Annotated in this window: 18 protein-coding genes; 8 read left to right on the plus strand and 10 right to left on the minus strand. The window is 53.7% G+C overall.

Going from position 1 to position 19,300, the window contains the following annotated elements; translation table 11 throughout:
* Nucleotide 1: 1 nt before the first annotated feature.
* The gene (locus tag ACZ51B_RS02160) at nt 2-1,153 is read right to left on the minus strand and encodes a GNAT family N-acetyltransferase (protein ID WP_464295589.1); all 1,152 of its coding nucleotides are present in this window, start codon (nt 1,151-1,153) and stop codon (nt 2-4) included.
* 87 nt (nt 1,154-1,240) lie between these two features.
* On the opposite strand from ACZ51B_RS02160, the gene ACZ51B_RS02165 reads away from it, so the two are divergent.
* Nucleotides 1,241-2,284, plus strand: a complete 1,044-nt coding sequence (locus tag ACZ51B_RS02165; protein ID WP_464295590.1) for a M42 family metallopeptidase — start codon at nt 1,241-1,243, stop codon at nt 2,282-2,284.
* Between the two features lie 33 nt (nt 2,285-2,317).
* Here the strand turns inward: ACZ51B_RS02165 and ACZ51B_RS02170 are convergent, their stop codons facing one another.
* Entirely contained in the window at nt 2,318-3,214 is an 897-nt protein-coding gene (locus ACZ51B_RS02170; RefSeq protein WP_464295591.1) for a hypothetical protein, read from the minus strand.
* Nucleotides 3,215-3,272: 58 nt separating this feature from the next.
* Here ACZ51B_RS02170 and ACZ51B_RS02175 point away from each other — a divergent pair, with 58 nt between their 5' ends.
* Entirely contained in the window at nt 3,273-3,767 is a 495-nt protein-coding gene (locus tag ACZ51B_RS02175; RefSeq protein WP_464295592.1) for a TFIIB-type zinc ribbon-containing protein, read from the plus strand.
* 66 nt (nt 3,768-3,833) lie between these two features.
* Nucleotides 3,834-4,859: a hypothetical protein gene (locus ACZ51B_RS02180; protein WP_464295593.1), complete on the plus strand. Its 1,026-nt coding sequence runs from the start codon at nt 3,834-3,836 to the stop codon at nt 4,857-4,859.
* Here ACZ51B_RS02180 and ACZ51B_RS02185 read toward each other — a convergent pair.
* Together ACZ51B_RS02185 and ACZ51B_RS02190 are read right to left on the minus strand one after the other, a co-directional pair.
* Nucleotides 4,853-6,268, minus strand: coding sequence for a DUF4139 domain-containing protein (locus ACZ51B_RS02185; protein ID WP_464295594.1), 1,416 nt, complete (start codon nt 6,266-6,268; stop codon nt 4,853-4,855). The two genes, ACZ51B_RS02180 and ACZ51B_RS02185, sit on opposite strands and share 7 nt — an antisense overlap.
* Before the next feature lie 79 nt (nt 6,269-6,347).
* Nucleotides 6,348-7,760, minus strand: coding sequence for a DUF4139 domain-containing protein (locus ACZ51B_RS02190; protein ID WP_464295595.1), 1,413 nt, complete (start codon nt 7,758-7,760; stop codon nt 6,348-6,350).
* A gap of 56 nt (nt 7,761-7,816) precedes the next feature.
* Between ACZ51B_RS02190 and ACZ51B_RS02195 the strand changes: the two genes are divergently transcribed.
* On the plus strand, nt 7,817-8,296 hold the full coding sequence (locus ACZ51B_RS02195) for a hypothetical protein (RefSeq protein WP_464295596.1): 480 nt from the start codon (nt 7,817-7,819) through the stop codon (nt 8,294-8,296).
* Here the strand turns inward: ACZ51B_RS02195 and ACZ51B_RS02200 are convergent.
* Entirely contained in the window at nt 8,293-10,005 is a 1,713-nt protein-coding gene (locus ACZ51B_RS02200) for a GAF domain-containing protein (protein ID WP_464295597.1), read from the minus strand. The genes ACZ51B_RS02195 and ACZ51B_RS02200 overlap by 4 nt on opposite strands.
* Before the next feature lie 65 nt (nt 10,006-10,070).
* On the opposite strand from ACZ51B_RS02200, the gene ACZ51B_RS02205 reads away from it, so the two are divergent.
* Complete coding sequence (locus tag ACZ51B_RS02205; protein WP_464295598.1) at nt 10,071-11,039, plus strand: SIS domain-containing protein; 969 nt, start codon at nt 10,071-10,073, stop codon at nt 11,037-11,039.
* A 112-nt stretch (nt 11,040-11,151) separates the two neighbouring features.
* Nucleotides 11,152-12,063: a carbonic anhydrase gene (locus tag ACZ51B_RS02210; RefSeq protein WP_464295599.1), complete on the plus strand. Its 912-nt coding sequence runs from the start codon at nt 11,152-11,154 to the stop codon at nt 12,061-12,063.
* A 58-nt stretch (nt 12,064-12,121) separates the two neighbouring features.
* Here the strand turns inward: ACZ51B_RS02210 and ACZ51B_RS02215 are convergent, their stop codons facing one another.
* A complete protein-coding gene (locus tag ACZ51B_RS02215) occupies nt 12,122-12,982 on the minus strand; it encodes a menaquinone biosynthesis family protein (RefSeq protein ID WP_464295600.1) in 861 nt (286 codons plus the stop codon).
* Nucleotides 12,983-13,072: 90 nt separating this feature from the next.
* Between ACZ51B_RS02215 and ACZ51B_RS02220 the strand changes: the two genes are divergently transcribed.
* A complete protein-coding gene (locus ACZ51B_RS02220; RefSeq protein WP_464295601.1) occupies nt 13,073-13,837 on the plus strand; it encodes a RecB family exonuclease in 765 nt (254 codons plus the stop codon).
* Nucleotides 13,838-13,841: 4 nt separating this feature from the next.
* Here ACZ51B_RS02220 and ACZ51B_RS02225 read toward each other — a convergent pair whose 3' ends face one another.
* Genes ACZ51B_RS02225 through ACZ51B_RS02235 form a run of 3 tightly spaced genes read right to left on the minus strand, consistent with a single transcriptional unit; the run spans nt 13,842 to nt 16,936 of the window.
* On the minus strand, nt 13,842-15,017 hold the full coding sequence (locus ACZ51B_RS02225) for an insulinase family protein (protein ID WP_464295602.1): 1,176 nt from the start codon (nt 15,015-15,017) through the stop codon (nt 13,842-13,844).
* Nucleotides 15,014-16,162: a M16 family metallopeptidase gene (locus ACZ51B_RS02230; protein WP_464295603.1), complete on the minus strand. Its 1,149-nt coding sequence runs from the start codon at nt 16,160-16,162 to the stop codon at nt 15,014-15,016. The genes ACZ51B_RS02225 and ACZ51B_RS02230 overlap by 4 nt, the downstream gene beginning before the upstream one ends.
* 33 nt (nt 16,163-16,195) lie before the next feature.
* Nucleotides 16,196-16,936 (minus strand): SDR family NAD(P)-dependent oxidoreductase, encoded by a 741-nt coding sequence (locus ACZ51B_RS02235; RefSeq protein WP_464295604.1) that lies wholly within the window; start codon nt 16,934-16,936, stop codon nt 16,196-16,198.
* Nucleotides 16,937-16,999: 63 nt separating this feature from the next.
* Between ACZ51B_RS02235 and ACZ51B_RS02240 the strand changes: the two genes are divergently transcribed.
* Entirely contained in the window at nt 17,000-18,298 is a 1,299-nt protein-coding gene (locus ACZ51B_RS02240) for a monooxygenase (RefSeq protein ID WP_464295605.1), read from the plus strand.
* Between the two features lie 59 nt (nt 18,299-18,357).
* Here ACZ51B_RS02240 and ACZ51B_RS02245 read toward each other — a convergent pair whose 3' ends face one another.
* On the minus strand, nt 18,358-19,191 hold the full coding sequence (locus tag ACZ51B_RS02245; RefSeq protein WP_464295606.1) for a prepilin-type N-terminal cleavage/methylation domain-containing protein: 834 nt from the start codon (nt 19,189-19,191) through the stop codon (nt 18,358-18,360).
* Between the last annotated feature and the right edge of the window lie 109 nt (nt 19,192-19,300).

The raw sequence follows: 19,300 nt of genomic DNA on the forward strand, positions 1-19,300 counted from the left end.
GTTAGAAGAAGTCGCTGCAATACACGGGGAGCGCTGGCAAGAGTTGCTGCGCGGCTGCTAAGGCTTCTGGATTGTCGGATGTGACCGCGCCGTGGCGGATTAGTTCTGTGAGACTTGGTTCGCCCATGAATGCCTGGGTGAATGGGCGGATGTCGAGGGTGATATCTGCAGAGGGGCTAGGAGTGACCTGTACTTCGCCTGGTGAGAACTTGACGAGCCAGGGTCCTTCGTTGCTGGGGACCTGTGCATCCAAGACTTTGATGGTGAACTCGCCTGATCCTGCTGGTTTCAAGAGTCTTAGAGCTCCTGGGACATCGCAGACTCGGAACATGACTGGGCGCTCGATGCCGAACTGCACACCTTGGTCGACATAGAATGCGCAGTAGGGGCTATCGGAGGGCTCGAACCAGGCCATGGTTCCTTTATTGATGCCAAGCTGACGGATGGTTTCCAGGCAGGCTTGATAGCCTCTTGGTGTACTCCAGACCACTTCGCTGAGGAACTGTTCTGTCCAGAACGATGTGGAATGGCTGACGGCAACGTAGCCCTCTACAGGGTCGCCTGAGGCGTAGATCGTGAGGGGTTTGTTCTCATTGAGGATTCTTTCCCACATCAGTTCGTTGCGAACGTGGACTCCGCTTCGGGCGTGAGCGAAGGCGGCATGGCATGGGTGGATGAGGTGCCAATCCGCTGGGGTGAGTCGCCTTACTTGAAGATCGGATTCCACTTTGGGAAGACGGTGGACCGGGACTCGAACCACGACTCGTTTGCCCACGACTGCGTAGCCTGACTTTGCGTAGAAGGTCTCTCGGTATGCGTATAGCGACGCCAAGTGGACACCCGTGGATTTGAGATGTCCTGGGAGCCAATCCATCATTGCTTGGCCGATACCGGAACGTCGGCGCTCTGGGGAGACGGCGACGCTTGCTACGCCTCCTGACTTGAGGAGCGCATCGCCACGACTGGCTGTCATTGGGAGGACGGAGAAGATGCCTGCTACTTCGTTGTCTATGGTTGCTACGAAGCGATCCGAGAACCTGGATTCAGCCCTTTCTGGGGGGATGGGGAGTCCGTCGTTGTATGTAAGGCTCCTGACCGAAGCGAATCCTTCTTCGTCGCCGGGTTGATATGGACGTACAACAGTGTGAGCCACACAGGGGTTATACCGAGTTGATCCGCTTGAATGGCACACCGATCACCCCCTAAGCTTCAAATGGTTAATAAAGGGTAAACCAGATGCATGAATATTGAATTGTTGAGAGAATTGGTCGAAGCACACGGAGTGTCGGGACGCGAGGAGGATATCCACGTCATCGTAAAGCGTGAGCTGGCGGCCTACGGGGAGCTCAGCACTGATTTTATGGGCAATGTGACGTTGCTGAAGAAAGGAACGAGCAGTGGCAAGAAGCTGATGATCGCCGCTCACATGGACGAGATCGGCTTTATGGTGAAGCACATTGAGTCCACCGGATTCCTGAGACTGCAAACTCTTGGCGGATGGGATCCTCGCCAGATGAACTCCCAGCGTGTGATTGTTCAGACCAAGACGGGCAATTTGCAGGGTGTGCTGATGTATGGCACCAAGCCGAAGCACATGCTTACCGAGGCTGAGGCGCGCGAGGGGCAGAAGCATGACAGCTTCTTTGTGGACCTTGGCCTGAGCGTTGAAGAAGTCAAGGAGAAGGTTCGATTGGGTGACTCAGTCACCATGGATCGACCGTTGGTGAAAGTTGGCAATCTACTGACCAGCAAGACCATGGACGACCGAGTCGGCGTGTTTGTGATGATTGAGGCGATCAAGGCTGTGAAGAGCCATGACGTAGATGTTTACGCGGTGGCGACGGTTCAAGAGGAGATTGGGTTGCGTGGTGCGGCTTCGGCGGCTTCAGCTATTGCTCCTGATATTGCTGTCGCGCTTGATATCACACTTGCCAACGATATTCCGGGCGTACCGGAGCAGGACATGATCACCAAGCTTGGCGGCGGGGCTGCTATCAAGATTATGGACAGCTCGCTCATCTGCCACCCCAAGATGGTGGAGCACTTCAGAGAGATCGCTGAGCGGGAGAGCATTCCTCACCAGATGGAGATTTTGAGCGCAGGAGGAACAGATGCGGGTGCTATCCAGAAGCTGCACGGAGGCATTCCTTCGTTCACACTTTCGATCCCGACTCGATATGTTCATACCGTAAACGAGACGGTTCATCCTGACGATGTTCAGGCTTGTATCGATCTGTTGGCGCGGTACATCGAAGACGCTCACAACGGCAACTACAGCTATTGATGTGAGGAACTAGGTTCTGCCTTCGGGTGGAGCCTAGTTTTGTTTGAGCCAGTAGAGAGTGCGTTTGAATAGCTCTTCACTCTTGAATCCGTACACTCGGTCGAGGGCGCCTTCTGCCCTATTTTTACCAAGCATCGAGAGTTGGAGAGTGGTGAAGAACGCCTGGTTTCTGTGTTCTTTCAGGAGTTGGATGAGTTTCTCGTCCCCGCCCATTGCCTGCAGGTAGCGCCCGATCCAGCCTGCTTGTTGGTAGGCATGGAAGACTTCCACATCTTCACCTGCTGCTTTTTCCATTAGGCATAGCTCAAGTTCTTCTGGGGCGAGCCAGGGGAGTTCTCCGCGCTGGAATTGTCTTGCTATCTCGGTATCGAAGTCTTGCTCGGCGATGACGCTTAGTGCTTCCTCTAGCCAGCGTGGTGCTTGCTCGTCGCTTAGGTAGGAGCTGATGACGTGGGCGTACTCGTGGGCGACCGCTCCGGACAGTTCGTCGAGATCGTCTAGCAGATAGAATGGGAGGCAGATCTTGTCATAGCGGGACTTGGAGACCCAATAGCCATGGGGGTGCATGGCCCAGGGCGCTTCTGACTCCCGAGAGAGGATTGAGATTCGGGTAGGTACATCGTGGTCCCAATCAAATTTGAGGGCGGTCTGCTCGCAGGCTGCTAGGATTCGGTTAGATAGGGCCTCTTCAGTTCCGAGTGTTTCTGTCGGGATGGTTTCGACGCTCAGCCAAGAGTTGACCTCATGAACGCTGCTTTGCGATCTGGCGACTGCTTCTGCCTCGATCACTCGGTACCAGCGCATGAAGGTGCCACCCTCGCCAATGCCGCGAGATTCGATCTGCGCAAGTGCCTCGCAGACCAAGTCTGCATCGTACAGTTCCAAGGCTGCTTGCCAGTGCGCTGCGTCTTCCACTAAGGGACTAGGCACACCTTAAAATTACCTCAGCTATACATCCGCCTAGCCATATGATTTACAATATGGGGTAATGGCAAAGGTCTGTCCTGACTGCTCTCTCCCTCTTGTGCAGAAGGCGTTTCATCACCTCATGCTCGATGTATGCACGAGTTGCGCAGGGGTGTTCTTTGATGAGGGTGAGCTTGGCGATCTGAAGAACCAGGGACTTGCGGCACTTGAAGAGTTGGAATACGAGATTGTTCCAGAGGGAATCGCTGTCACAAACGTCAAGCAGGTCCGAACTTGCCCAGGTTGTCAGAGTTTTATGCATGAATACAACTTCCAGTACACCTCTCCAGTCCGTCTCGATGGCTGTGATGCGTGTGGGGGTATTTGGGTGCAGGAGGGTGAACTAGAGGCCATTGCAGAGTTCTTACGCGTCCCCGAGGATCGGCTTGTTACGAACCGCGCAACCTGCAGACTTATCATGAATGAGATCGAGATTTCGGATCAGGATCGCCTTGTGAGAGCAGAAGCCAAGCGCCGAATTGTGGAAGCTATCTCAAGAACTCTGATCAGATCGTAAATCCTTTAACAAAATTCCGACTCCTGGCGTATGATGGTTTTCGTTAGCTGTTAACGGAGACGGCTCATGAGTTGGCGACGAAAAGAAGATTTCGGATCCTGTTTTATTGCAAAGCTGCATGATCAGTTGCGTATCAACGACCACTGGCTGATTGATTGTGGACGTGGATTTACCTACTGGGCGTCTGACTACGCCCTAACGGTTGTGACGGATCCTCCTAATTTCCACAATGCGTACTCGATCTTTCGGGTGCATGCGGAGATTGACCTTGTGCGGGGGCATGGCGATCCTGGTGAGGTGCAATCCAAGTTAGCTCATCTCATGGCGGGGGCTTCGCTGTCGGCGATTGTTTACGAGCCAGAGCGGGACCTTTATAAGATCCATTGCAGCGTTTATGCACACATGGACAACGAAGAGTGGCTGAGCAAGGTTCTGTTGGGTGCCGTTGGACTACAGATATCGAAAGCCCCTACACTGGCCCGCTACCTTGAAAAGAACATGGGGTTGGAGCCTGCAATTTCGGTCCACCCGATTCATGGTCCACGAACTCCGATTGATCCTCTGGTGAATGCCATTGACCAGTTTTTCCGACCCTATGGACAGATGCCGAACCGATGGCTTGGCAGCCCTGAGTGGGAAGAGGCGCATGGGTGCATCAAGCGCGTTGCTCGAAAATCGGGCTGTGACGAGCAGACTCATCTTTGGGCGGAGTTTGACTGGCTGAGCGATCGCCCTATCCGAATGGAGTTAAGGGCTGATCGGCAGCACGTGGAGTATGGCAATGGGCTGTATGCCACGCTCACCCTTCCTTGGTCGAATGATGATACCGACCTTGGTCGAACGGCGGTTGCGCTGAACGAAATGGAGCGTAAGGAGTGGAATTGGTGCCACGACTTGGGTTCATGGAGCGTTGAGAATGAGCAGGTGGTGTTCAACTGCTTCGTACCCAACATCTCTTACGCGAACGGGTGTCTCAAAGACTTGGCTCATGACATGGCGCTTCGCGCTCGATGGGTGAACGATACGGCGGCCCTGGCGGTGTTGGGCGTTGGGATTGTTCATCCAACGCCCGAGACGGCAGAAACTCAGTAGCGTGTCTTTACGGTGTAGGTAACCTTTCGGACCTCGTTGGGTTTGAGGGTCAGGCTGAACTGCATGGTGTTGGAGTCGACTTTTGTGAAGTCGGAACTCTTGGCGGTCACTTTCCAATCGCCGAAGTGGCGCTCTAGCAGTGTGATGGATTCAGTAGATTCCTTGCGGTTCCGGACTTCGATCTCGAACGATTCACTGACAGAGTGTTTGTCAGTACGGCTGAAGTTGGTGCGTTTACGATTCGCCACGACATCGAAGCTCTTCCCTACGACTAGGCTTAGCTTTTCATTTCTGGGTGTGTGGTCGATTTGGTTTTCACCCAGGAGTTGGACACTTCCGGACTTGTCTCTTTGATAGACTCGGAACTTGCCCTTGGGCAGTGGCATCCCCAGACCACTCTTTTCGTCGTTCTTGAATTCGAGCCTCACCTGTGCTTTGAGATCACCGGTACCCACTTCGCCTTCGTTGGGGTAGTACTGGCCGTACTCTGCCATGGAATCGAAGACGAGCTTTTTCACTACTGGGATGTGATGACCTTCCAGCAGACTTAGCTGCTTTGTCTCTTTGTTTCGAATCGTTGCTGGTCGCTGGAGGGTGTAGAGGTGGTATTCGAAAAGCGACTGCTCGGCGAAGCTGGGTTTCGCGTACGCTTGAAGCTCCATGGCTCCATCGCGTGTCAGAGATTGGGCCCTATCTGGTGCCTGAACTCGATTGACCTCACCGGCTAGGAGCTTTAACTTTGCGTTTTCAAAGGTGGCTCCGCATTGATTATTGATGGTGACCCAGCCTTTGAGATCGGCCTTTCCTACGCCGTCAAGAGTGAGGACGTAATCTGCATTCCAGCTCATTCCCGAAGAGATGTAGCTTAATTCTGCCTTTGTTTCCTCTTCCAGGTCTGAGGCTAGTTGCCAGATGAGGGTTGGCTTGCTGATGAGTCCTGGGGGGATGGTTGTGACTTCGATCTCGCCCGTTGGGTCTGGTACGATTCTTCCGTCGTCGGTTTTGATGACGAGGCCATTGTACGTTTGTTCCGGGCTTCCATTGTTGGAGATGACTGCTGTTGGGGAACTCATGAGAGTCCCCTCTAGAACATCTTTTGACCCGCCTAAGGTCCTTACCAAGCGTACGCGTTGGCCTACTGACTTTGCCAAGATGGCTTGCGGGCTGATCAGGTCGTATTGGTAGTTCTGTTCCAGAACTCGGAACTGGTTGCCGGTGAGGCTCTTGATCGCCACACTGGAAGGCTCGATCATGGCAGCGACGTCTTCTACGCCGATGCTTTGTTCACCCTGTTTTAGGGAGAAGGTTCGGACCTCCTTGACGAGTCCGAACCCTTGATTGTAAATGGTCAATTCCGTGGAACTCGGTCCACCTGCCAGCGCTAATCCTAATGCAAATGTTACGAACATGCTTTCTCCGAGGTACTTGTCCCCCAGGTTAGTGGCATCTGAGGCTTCAATCGTTCAGATGCTTTGAATCGATTCGTGCTCACCAACGGGTCTCGACGGTGTAGGCGATTGTTCGCACTTCGTCTGGCTTGAGAGTGATCTCGAAATCCATGGTCTGGGCGTCTAGCTTTGTGAAGTTCATGGACTTCTCGGTGACCTTCCAGTCTCCCCAGTGGCGCTCATACACTGAGACAGTCTCGGAAGTTGTCTTACGGTTGCGGACTTCAACTTCGAACGACTCCCGCCAGTGGTTGGGGCCGAGAACGGTGAAATTCGTTCGCTTTCGGCTTGCGACTACGTCGAAGCTTCGTCCGACGATGAGGCTCAGCTGCTCGTTTTTCGGTGTGTGGTTGATGTTGTCTTCGCCCAGAAGTTGGACGCTGCCCGAGTTGTCTCGCTGGTAGATACGAACCTTGCCTTTTGGAAGTGGCATACCTAGTCCGCTCTTTTCGTCGTTCTTAAACTCGATACGAACCTGCGGTTTGATTGGGCCTGTGCCTACTTCTCCCTCTGAGGGGTAGTACTGTCCCATGTTCATAGTTGCGTCTACGATGAGCTTCTTGCTGTAGGGCACACCGTGACCTTCGAGGAGGCTGATCTGCTTCGTCTCTTTATTGCGCACTGTGGCGGGTCGATCGAGTGTGTAGAGGTGGTACTCAAACAGAGACTGCTCAACAAAGCCACCGCCAGGTCCGCCAGTTCCACCGCCAAATCCACCCCTCGCACCTTTGAACATTGCTTGGGGGGCCTGGTTTACGTCTCCAGCAAGCAGTTTCAATTTTGCGTTTTCGAAGGTGGCTCCGGATTGATTGTTGATGGTGACCCACCCCTTGAGATCTGCTTGGTTCACACCATCGATTGTGAGGACGTAGTCGGAGTTCCAGCTCATGCCTTGCGAGATGTAGCTGAGTTCGATGTTGTTATCTGCTGTGCCTTCTGAGTCGATATCCCAGAGGAGCGTGGGCTTGCTGATGAGGCCCGCGGGGACACTGCTCACTTCGATCTCACCTGTTGGGTTCAGAACGATTCTTCCATCGTCGGTCTTGATGACGAGGCCGTTGTATGTCTGCTCGCTGTAGCCTTGCGGGTTGGCCACGATGGCTGTGGGAGCGCTTAGCAGAGTTCCCTCTAGAACTTCTCTCTTACCACCGACCGTTCTGATAAATCGGATCTTTTGGCCGACCGACTTGTTCAAGATCGCCTGTGTGTTGATGAGGTCGTATTGGTAGTTTTGCTCGAGAACGGAGAAGGCATTTTTGCTGAGATTCTTGATTCCAACACTTGATGGATCGACCATGGAGGCGACGTCTTCGACGGATACCGTTTGCTTTCCTTGCTTTAAGTGAAGGGTTCGAACTTCTTTGATCAAACCAAATCCTTGGTTGTAAACCGTAACCTCCGTTGAAGTAGCGGCATTGGCCAAGATGGCTCCTAGTGCTAGTGCTGTGAACATGATTCTCCTTAGGTCTTAGGAACTGACTTTCATCGATCCTGAGTTACAATGGACGAGTGAGGCGGTTCCTGGGTTTGCTCGTTTTGATCATGCTGTCGGTTTGTGCAAACATTCACGCCCGCTTGTTTCCCCAGCAAGATCCGCTGAACTTCACATTTATTGAGACGAACTATCCGAGCGGAGAGAGTCGGTTTCCTTTACTTTATGGTGGTGGGACTCGCACCAGCTATGTGAGTAAGCAGAGTTTCACTGAGACAGCGCCTTGGGCTCGTGTGGAGCTTTTGTGCGATGGCTGGCAGGAAGTTCCTGTACTGGACCGAACCCGGATGGTGTTCATCAAAGAGAACAAGAGTGCGACTTTGATGGCAGGGAGACTCACTCCTGAGTCTCATATGCCAGGTAGGAAAGGGTTCGATTGGGTACTCGATGAGAATGTGACGTCACTGCTTGTGGACACCCATGAAGCGAACCCGTTTATTAAACTTGCTGCTAAAGTGGTTCGCTGGGCAGGAGATCCCAGTCGGCTGATGAGCTAGCTTTCTAGCGGCAGAAGTATCACGAACTTGGCACCTGTGCCTTCTTGACCCGCTTCAAAGACTTCCCCTCCATGGGCATCGACAATGCCTTTGACGATGCTTAGTCCCAGCCCCATTCCCTTCACTCGCTTGCTGAAGAATGGTTGGAAGATGAGGGCCTTTTGATCGTTATCGACTCCGGGGCCGTTGTCTTCGATTTCTATGCTTGCGAAGCGGCCCAATTTGCTGTGGCGGGTCTGATCGTGGATTTCGTTTCCGACCACCTGAGTAGAGATCCTTAGCCGCCCTTTGTCCATGTAGTTGAATGAGTTTTCGATCAGCTCGCTGATGGCTCGTCGGAGTTTTTTCTCGTCCATGAGCAGTTTGGGGACTTCGCCTAGTTTGAGATCGAGTTCTACCGAGGACCTGCGTGGGAACACCTCTTCGACGGTTTCACTCACTACTTCATTAAGGTCGCAAAGTGTGCGGTTTAGTTTGGTGGCGGTGACGAAGTCTCTGAAGTCTTGAAGGATTTCCTCAACGCGGGTGATATTGGTGTTGAGGCTCTTTTGGAGGGCCCTAATATCCTCGACGTTGAAGTCGGGAGAGTCGAGAACGTGTTTGAGTTCGTTCACGTCGCCTTTGAGGGCGAAGACACGGTTGCCGATCATGTGGCTGGACTTCGCGCTGAGTTCGCCCCAGGCGATCATCCGCTCACTGCGGACGATCTTCTCGATGTTTCGGATGTTTTCCAGGCCGATAGCCATCTGCTCGGCGATTGCCTGGAGCAGTTGAAGATCGTCGTTGGTGAAGGAGTTGTCGAGGAGCTTGTTGTCCATCCGCCGACGCAGAACTCGGATGGCTCCGATGCTGCCTGTGCGTGTGACGATGGGTACGGCTAGGAAGCTTGCGATCTGTTCGCTTGGGAACTCGACGAACTTGCCTCGCCAGCGCGGGTCTCCTTGGGGGGAGTCTAGGAGGATCGGCTGCCCTTGATCGCACACCCAGCCAGTGAATCCTTCCCCACGTGCGTAGCTGAGTTGGCCAACATCGTCCTTGAGTCGGCCGATGGTGCCTTCCAGGACGAATCGGTCGATTCGAGGGTCTAGGAGGAAGATGCTGCATGCCTGCATGCGGAGGACATCTTTGGCGACGTGGATGACGCGATCTACGAGGGCTTCTTCCGTGAGAACTGCATCCAGTGAGTTGCCTACCGAGATGAGAGCTTGCTCTCGGTTGACGTGGTCTTGCTGCTCTACTACGACACCCACGAGGTGGGCTAGCGCTACGGCGACATCCTTTTGCTCCTCGCCGTAGGCGTTCTTTTGATCGCTTTCTAGGTTTAAGACGGCCCAAACCCGATTGTGGCGGTCTTTTACGGGGATCGCCATTTCGCTGCGGGTGGACTCGAAGAGGCGTCGGTATTGTGGGGCTTGGGTGACGTCGCCTGAGTCGAAAGTGTCTCCTGTTTCCGCAACGAAACCGACGATCCCGTCAGAGCTGCCTATATTGAGTGGGAGGTTTTCTCCCTTCTCAATTGCTCGGAAACCTTCTCCTGCACCGTGTTTTACTTCGAGACTTCCCCGTTCTTCGTTGAGGAGTGCGATGAGGACGTGGCGACTCTCTGTGAGTTCCATGGCAGCCTGTGCGAGTCGGTCCAATGCAAGGTCGTAATTTGGCTCGGAAGTAACTTCGGCAACGATGGCCGCTAGACGGGACGCCACAGACATGACAAGATTATGGTTGACCAAAATGACTTAAACCTGTAACCCAGTAAAGAATCGAGTCGGTCATAATGATTGCGATGCTAGGCGAGTGGATGGAGCGAGAGATCCGGGAACAACCGGAAGTGCTTGCGCGAGGCGCACAAAACTACTTTTCAACTTTGAAGACCAGCCTGGAGGGCAAGAGCTTTGACATGGTGCTGCTTGCAGCTCGTGGGTCTTCGGACAATGCGGCTCTTTATGCTCGATATCTGTTTGAGATTCACTTGGGCATTCCTGTTTCTTTGGCAGCGCCATCCGTTTTGACCCGGTTTGGCAAGCATGTCCGCTACCAGAACTGCTTGGCGATCGGCATCTCTCAGAGCGGCGCTGCACCGGACGTGGCTGAGGTGTTGGCTGATCTACGTTCGAAGGGGCATACGACGCTTGCGATCACCAACACGGCAGGGTCTCGCTTAACCCACGAGGCTGAGTACTCGCTTCTGCTGGAAGCTGGACAAGAGAAATCGGTGGCAGCGACCAAAACTTACAGTGCTTCTCAATTGGCGCTGTACGAGGTGGTACGCGCGTTGGGTGCAGGTCTGCCTGATCCTAAGGGACTTACACCTACTGATGCTTGGGTAGAGACAGCGCTTGAGGCTGCCAAGAGCGCGAGTGGACCGGTAGTTCGATACAGCCCGGTGTTTTCTCTTGGACGTGGGTATGGGTTTAGCACGGCGCAGGAATCGGCCCTTAAGCTGATGGAGTGTGCGTTGATTCCGTGCAAGGCTTACTCCTCTGCCGATTTTGAGCATGGTCCGAAGGCGCTTGCAGGACATGGTAGTGCTGCATTAGTATTTGACGGCCCTAAACCGCACTTGGCTGAGCATGGTTGCACCATTATCGAGGCGCCTAAGGCTCCACTGTCTTTGGAGCATGAAGTCCTCAGTCCAATCTGGGATGTGATCTACGGCCAGTGGGTTGCTCTTCAAGCTGCGCGGGCACGGGGACTGAATCCGGACGATCCTCGACATATCCAGAAGGTCACCGAGACCCTGTGACATTTGATCGAGCACGAGCAAACAAGTATTGATGACAGTTTTGCTCGTGGTCGCTCATTTAGTCTGCGGATTCACTACAGAACTCGCCGTGAAGATGCTGATGATCTAGTTAATGATCAGGTCACACACTATCCGACTACTTGCGTGTTTTGGCGCTATTCTTACTGGCGCTCTCGGACATGCGTCTGACGAACACAAGTCAACGGTTACAGCAAACAGCGCACTGGTGAGTCTGGTGCGTGGCAACCTTCGTTTCGAGAAGTCTCAAGCTATTCGCCCAGATCAAACTGCTGCGCGGAGGCTTGAAGTGTCGAAGGGTCAGCACCCTCTGGCGATCGTCCTTACTTGCTCGGATTCTCGCGTTCCACCGGAGCTGATCTTCGACCAGGGTCTTGGCGACCTGTTCGTTGTTCGAACGGCTGGTAATGTGGTGGACGACATCGTCCTTGGTAGCATTGAGTATGCCGCTGAGCATCTCGGAGCACCACTCATCGTTGTTATGGGACATGAGAGTTGCGGAGCTGTGAAAGCTGCCGTTGCTGGTCAGCCGACACACGATCACATTGATGCGATCATCAAAGAAATCGCACCTGCTGTGAAATCGGCCCACCCAGGTGCAGATATGGTTCACCAAGTGGTGGAAGAGAACGTTCGTCTTACTGTGGAGCGCCTCAAGAACTCCGGACCAGCCCTCAAGGATATGGTCGAGAAGGGGCATCTCAAAGTGGTTGGCGCTATTTACGACCTGAAGACTGGAAACACTACCTTCCTCGATCATGTGATCGTGGTAGAGGCACCTAGTACAATCAAACCGGCTGCTCATGCGGCTCCTCACCACACTTCGGCACCTGCACATGGTCATGCTTCAGTGACCCACGCAGCGAAACCAAAGCATGTTGTCGCAAAGCACGCAGTTGCTAAGCACCACGTTTCGAAGAAGCACAAATCTCACCACGTCGCCAAGCGACACGGTCGAAAAGTCGTGGGCCATCCATATAAGGTGGCTGCTCACACAGGTCACTAATTCACAAAAAAGCCTCTAAGTTGGTACGCCAACTTAGAGGCTTTTTTGTTTGTCTTTTTTAGTCTACGACTTCAACTTCAACAGCTGGAACCAGACCGATCTCGGCGCCCTTCTTCAGGAGCAGTTTGATTGCTGTAACGCCTTCGTCGCCCATGTCTTGCGTTCGGCCGTTCACATACATACCGACGAACTCATCGCTCGTATCGGTATCCATACCGCGTGCGAACTGCAAGGCGTAGTCGAGAGCTTTATCTCGATTGTTTAGGCCGGCATTGATGCTTTCGCGCATGCATCGGCTTACGTCTGCTACCACATCTGGTCCGAGGTCTTTGCGGACTACATTCACGCCGAGAGGAAGCGGGAGGCCTGTGTTCCCTTTCCACCATACACCCATATCAGCTATGAGGGTCAGTCCGTCTCGCTTGTAGGTGAGCTGTCCTTCGTGAATGATCAGACCTGCTTCGTACTTGCCTTCCTGAATGGCTGGGATGATCTCGTCGAAGGGGACGATCTCAAACTTGGGTTTGACGCCATCACCAAACTTCTCGGCAAACCACAGGTTGAGCTGGAGAAAGGCGGAAGTGAGCTTGCCTGGTACGGCGATGGTGAGGTCCTTCAACTCTTCGAGTGGGATCTCGCGGGAGGCAACGATCATGGGGCCGTACTCTTCGCCGAACGATCCGCCGTGGCGAAGGAGGGCGTACTTGTCGGCCACATAGGCGAATGCATGTACTGAGATAGCGGTTGACTCCAAACGCCCTTCCATCGCCCATTCATTTAGGGTTTGAATGTCTCGAAGGATGTGCTCAAACTCGTAGCGAGACTGAACTTCTCCTTTGGCAAGGCCCCAGAACATGAATGCGTCATCGGAATCGGGGGAATGGCCTAAACGAATTTTTAGGGGGGCGGAAGTCTCCATGTATGTATTCTACTTTCAAAAACAAATGAAAGTTGGTTTCTGTGGGGCTCTGTCGCAAAATCGGCACGAATTGGGCGATACAATCATCACGTGCCACGGAAGCCCACCCTCAGTCCCAGCAAAATCACGACCTACTTGGCCTGTCCGGTGAAATACCGATGGACGTATGTGGACGAACGGGGCAAGTGGTATTTGCGCTCCAAGAGCTACTACAGCTTTGGATCGACTCTGCATAGGGTGCTTGAGCGGTTTCATGATGCGGGCGATGCGGGTGTCACCACCACCGAGCAAGTGCTGGCCGCTTATGAGGAGAGTTGGATCGACGCAGGCTTCTCATCTGCTGACGAGATGGCGGAGGCTTTTGGTGAGGGCAAGCTCATACTTGAACGACACGTAGAGGAGGCCAAGACTCGGGTGTCTACCGCGAAGGTGCTATTGCTTGAGAGGCAGCTGCGCTATGACATGGGTGACTTCGTACTGCTGGGGCGGCTTGACAGGGTGGATGAGCACCAGGACGGCACTTTGGAGATCGTGGACTACAAGTCGGGAAGGTCCGGTGTGTCTGAAGACCAGGTTCGGACGGACATTGCGATGTGTTGTTACCAACTTCTGGTGAAGCGGAAGTATCCAGACCACCCTGTATCGGCTTCCATCTTGGCGCTGAGGACGGGTGAGAGCGCCACGGCAAGCCTTTCGGATGAGGAGCTAGACGAGTTTGAGCGTGATATCCAAAAGCTTGGAATGCAGATCCTTTCGGAGGATTATCACGAACTCACGCCCGTCTATAAGAACCTCTGCCCTACTTGCGACTTTCTGCCTCTTTGCAGAAAGCATGAAGAGTTTTCCGAGGAATAACCGGCTACTTACCGGAAAGCACCACCGTGGTGCCGTCTCGGACGATGGCAGTGGCGGCATCTTTGAGGTCTTGTAGCTGCACAAACTCCAGAGTGTTCAGAAACTTCTCCGTGCTCCACTGGGTGCCGGTTTTCATTTGCCAGTAGGTCCCCATTTTGACGCGATCTTCCACCGATCTTCCGGGGTAGGCCTCCAAGAAGCCGAGTGGTCCGAGTGGGACGCCGAGACGCAGGTTGGCGTTTGCCATTCCGATAGCGCGTTTGAGGTCTTTTTCCTGCCAGGTTTCTATATCTGCTAGCAGTTCCTTCTTTGCGGCGTCCAGGGAGGCAGCGGGATCTTCGGCGTCTGCCATGGCAATGATGAGCCGTGGGAGCCACCCTTTAGTGGTGGGCCAGAGGATGCTCTCTTGTCGATAGCTGAGTCCGAGTTTTTCTCGAACAATCCGGTGGAGGCTCGATTCCTTACCGGAACCCAGTGCGTAGAGAGCGAGCGTTTTGGTGATGATGGCCGGATCGCCATTTGGCATCTCTTGACCACGGATTTCACCTGTTGTGATGCCAGATGAGTTTGCCACGGCGACTTTGTCCAATGAGATGTCGGGATATTGAGGCAGTGGGACCGGGTGCCAGCGTTCGATACGGTTGCTCCACTCATCTTCAGCCTCGCCGGGTTTGATCGCACCTCCAACTCCCAGATACACCGCTTCAGGGCGAAACACTCGGGCGTAGAGGTCCTGCACTTGCTCTCTTGTGACTGAGCCAAGTTCGAATTTATAGGGGCTGAGGGCGGTGTGCCAGTAGTCCTGTTCTTTTCGGCCAAGGGAGTCCACGGCGCGGTCGATCTCGATCTGCGTGAGACTCGCATTGTGGATCAAGGCGTCCATGAGGCTGATGCCAAGTTTGAGATTGTTTGCCGGAACACTGAATTGTAGGATTACGGCATCTGGAAGCACTGAACAGGTGACGGTTCGTCCGTCGGTAATCTGATAGGCTTCGCGGCGGCCGTAGATCTCGGTTCCGCGTGTGATGGCTTTTCCGATGACGTCGAGGATCTGGCGGTCTTTGGCACCTAGGTTGGGGAGCTTTGCTATGGCCACCAACGAAATTTCTTGGGCGTTGCGCTCGGGAAATTCGCTGATGGGGTTTGCCAATAGAGTTGTCAAAGCAATGAGAGTAATCATCGTCCTGTCACCGTCACGCAGTTTGGCTCTCGGAACCGAGCGAGACCTTCTTTGAAGTCTTCGAAACTCATTCTATCGAGCATGTCTAAGAACCTTTCGGGCTTGAATGAAGGGGACTGGATCATGAGTTGGCCACGGAAATTGCCTGATCCGCTGGCATCTCGAATCTGTCCGCGCACCCATCTCCTTGCGAGTGATCGTCCTCGATCGAAAATGACCGCTGGGTCAACTTTCTCAAACTCTGCTCCGACTCCGGTGGTTTCGCCCACTCGTCCGATGACGACCATTCCTTGTGCCTTGGTTGGGGTGTAGATCATGAACGAGCCATCGACTTCGCTTGCAACACCGAGGCCCGCTGCGACCGTTGCAATGGTCAAGGGGTCTTCCATGTCTCCGACAATAGCACCTCGGGCTTCACCCAGACCGACAGCAGCGGTTAAGCCGCCCCGTCCAATTTTGGGGGGCCTCTCAGGCGAGTTGCCGCGTGGCAGACTAGCTAAAATGGATCGCGCCGACTGAGTTCCTTCGTCGAGATCAACGTCTCCACTGATGACCATGAGCACATTGGAGCCGACCATGCTTTTTTTGTAGACCTGTGTCAGGAGCTCTGGAGTGGCAGCCCCCATCACCCCGAGGTCTCCGAAGGGATCCAAGCCGGCTTCGCCATAAGCTGCTGACCAAGCGGCATCTGCCAGGTGCGCGGAGACGTCTCGGATGGCACCTTCTTGACGCATGATCTTCACTTCGTGTTGGATGTCCTCGCTACGGACATCGCCGAGTTGCATGATCTCCTGGATTACGTCGACTCCCATCTTCCATGACTTCTTGGGTAGGACAACCTCGTATTGCGTTGCAACGCGGGTGGTCTTGGCGTAGAGGAACCCGCCGGCTGTTTCCACTTTGGCGTCGATGTTCTTGTTTCGTCCTCTGGCCTCGAAGTGCTCCAGCAGATGTCGTAGTCCGTGATTGGTCTTCGTATCTGGGACAGCTCGCGAGGATACGAACAGTTGCAATGAGACGTTGGGGGAGTCTGGCACTCGATCCACCAGGATGATTGCACCGTTTCCGAGAATCGTCCGAAGACGAGGTGGTTGCTGGATGGGCGCTTGATGCAAGGCTAGGAGGCACGCGAAGGTGGACAACATTCTAATTAATCCGTGTACAAGTCAGACGTGTTTTTAGTGGAAATAGCTCGCGCCATTGATATCAATCACGACGCCACTGAGATAACTCGCTGCGTCTGAAAGGAGAAAACTCGTGGTGGCCGCACAGTCCTCGGGTGAAGCCATGCGTCCCATGGGGATTGTCTCTAGGATAGCTGGTAAACGCTGTTCCATACCGTCTCGGGCCATGGCGGTATTCACCCAGCCGGGTGCTATGCCGAAGATCTGGATGTTCTTTGGAGCGAGTTCTACGGAGAGACTGCGTGTGAGACTGATGACACCGGCTTTGGAGGCAGCATAAAGTGCTGCGCCTGACTCCCCTTTAAAGCCGACTCGGCTGGCAACGTTTAGTATCTTCCCTCCCCCTTGGGTGGCGAAATACTGGCTTGCGGCTCGGACTAGCCTTAATGGGGATTCGAAGTTCACTCGGAACGTCTTTTGGTAGTTCTCTTCGAATGAGGCATCGTCGGCAGAAACAAAGTCAAGCGGTTGGTAGATGCCTGCGTTGTTCACGACTGCGTGGAGTGGTCCGTCGGCGACCACCTTTGCAAATAACGCGGATGCGTTGACGGGCTCTTCTAGATCAGATTGGTAGGTGCCGCTACATCGGGTGCCCAGTTGATCCTGCAATGAGAGTGCCTCTTGCTTATTGTTCACGTAATGGAGAGCCACGGACCAACCATCGGCGGCCAGCTTTTCTGCGATCGCACGACCAATTCCCCTCGAACTGCCCGTCACCAAAACCCTTTTCGACATTATTCGTGAGTCTACTTTCCTAAACCTGCTAAAGGAACTGTTAAACCAATCTAGAATCAAGGGATGATTGCGAGTCGAGTCTTTCTTTGCGCGGGGGGTGTCCTTGTCGGCGCGGCATGTCTGGCTGGGTTTTCGGATGGCAAGAAGGCGGCTGCCCATAAACCGGCGAAGGTGACCTACGCTGTTAACGTTGCTCCGATTTTGAATCGCAGTTGTGTGAGCTGCCACCGACCCAATGAAGTCGCTCCGTTCTCTCTGGTTGGCTACGATAACGCTAAGAAATGGGCTGCTATGGTGGCAACGGTCTCCGAGAGCCGACAGATGCCGCCTTGGAAGGCGGTGAAGGGGTACGGCGAGTTCAAGCACGAGAGTCGACTGACCGACGAGGAGATCAAGACCCTCAAGGCGTGGAGTAGTGCAGGCGCTCCGAGGGGCAATGCGAAGCTTGAGCCTAAGGCTCCTACCTTCCCTGGCGAATGGCCTCTTGGAAAGCCAGACATGATTGTGAGTCCGACAAAGAGCTTCAAGCTTTCTGCCGAAGGAGATGACGTCTATCGCAACTTCATCATTAAAACAGACAGCAAGGAGCCAATGTGGGTCACTGGCGTGGATGTTAAGCCAGGCAATCGAAAGATCGTTCACCATGTCATCGCTTATCTCGACAACGGCAATCAGGCAGCAAAGCTCGCAGCAAAGATGACAGATGGACAGGAGGGATACACTTCTTCGGGTGGTGGAGTTGGGTTCTTGCCTTCTGGCTCACTCGGTGGTTGGGCTCCTGGTATTACCGCCTACTCGACCGCAAAGGGAACGGCATTCCAGATCAAGCCTGGCGCGACCATCGTCTTGCAGGTTCATTATCACAAGACCGGCAAGGAAGAGACAGATCTCACCAAGGTTGGCCTGTACTTGGCGAAAGAGCCTGTCAAGAAAGAGGTTAAGTTGGCGTGGATTTACAACTTCATGCTCAACATCCCTGCTGGCAGCAAAGACTACAGTCTATCTAAGACTTACAACGTGCCTCAGGACATCACGCTGTACTCGGTAATGCCTCACATGCATCTGCTGGGTAAGGAGATGAAGGCCAAGGCTGTGTTTCCTGATGGCCACGAGCAGCCTCTGGTCTTTGTGAAGGATTGGGACTTCAACTGGCAGTTGCAGTACAGCTTGAAAGAGCCCTTGCACCTTCCTAAGGGTTCTAAGATTTTGGTATCGGCAAGCTACGACAACAGCGCCGAGAATCCGAGGAATCCTTCGCACCCACCTAAAGCTGTGTATTGGGGTGAGCAAACGACCGACGAGATGTTCCTGTTGGTTGCGACTTACACGGTAGATGGTCAGGATCTTCTGGCCGGTAAGTAATCAACAACAAAGCCCCTCGTACCTTACTGGTGGGAGGGGCTTTGTTGTTCTAGACTAAGTTAATTAGCTAGGCCGTTCCAGAATTTGTCGATGTCGTCTTTGGTGGTTCCTTGACCCACGAGACTGTCGATGGGGACAAACTTCACGTGTCCGTCGAGCCATGCGACGATGACCTTCTTGGAATCGTAGCGACCCCATAGCTGGCCTTGGCCTGCTGCGTTGCCCTTGTTGTTCGGATAGGTTGGCGCTGCCCAGTAGCTGGGAGCATCAACACGGTAGAAACCGATCGGGTTTACAACCACGGGTCTGCCTGGACTGACCACATCCTTTCCGCTTGCTTCTGCATAGAGGACTGTGGAGGCTGTTGAGGCGATGGATGATGCTGAGACGCCGAAGTATGTGAAGACACCGGTGTTTGGATCGATGGTTCGGGTGTTGAGGTAGCGGCGGTTGAAACCGTAGGACGGATAGTGTCCGTACACATACCAGTACAGCTGACTGCTCTTATCAAATCTTCCCTTGCCGTTTGAATCCGCGAGAGTTGGATCGTCCGCTCGGTCGCTTGGATCCATGAACATGTCTGTGTTCTTGCTGTAGGGCTGAAGAAGGAGCGGGTAGCCAAAGACGCACTGGCCTTGGAAGCAGGCGCTTGGGTACTGCTGGCCCAGAGATGAGGAAGGGACGTCGTTCTCTTCTAGGATATGGACTACGTCGTCATAGTCGCCCATGTAGAGAACGTTTGCCAGGCCTGCTTGCTTCACATTGCTGATGCTGGCAGTTTTCTTAGCGGCGAGCTTTGCCTGCGCAAACACTGGGAAGAGAATCGCAGCTAGAATCGCGATGATCGCAATGACCACGAGCAACTCAATGAGGGTGAACGCCCTTCGTATCATAATTTGATTAATCAGCGATTCGTAAGCCTGAGGACTATACAAAATTGATGATCAACATTAAATGATGATTAGGATGAAGTCTCATCATTGGAAATGTATAACGGTCGTC

The sequence above is a fragment of the Fimbriimonas sp. LA-C6 genome (assembly GCF_055398105.1).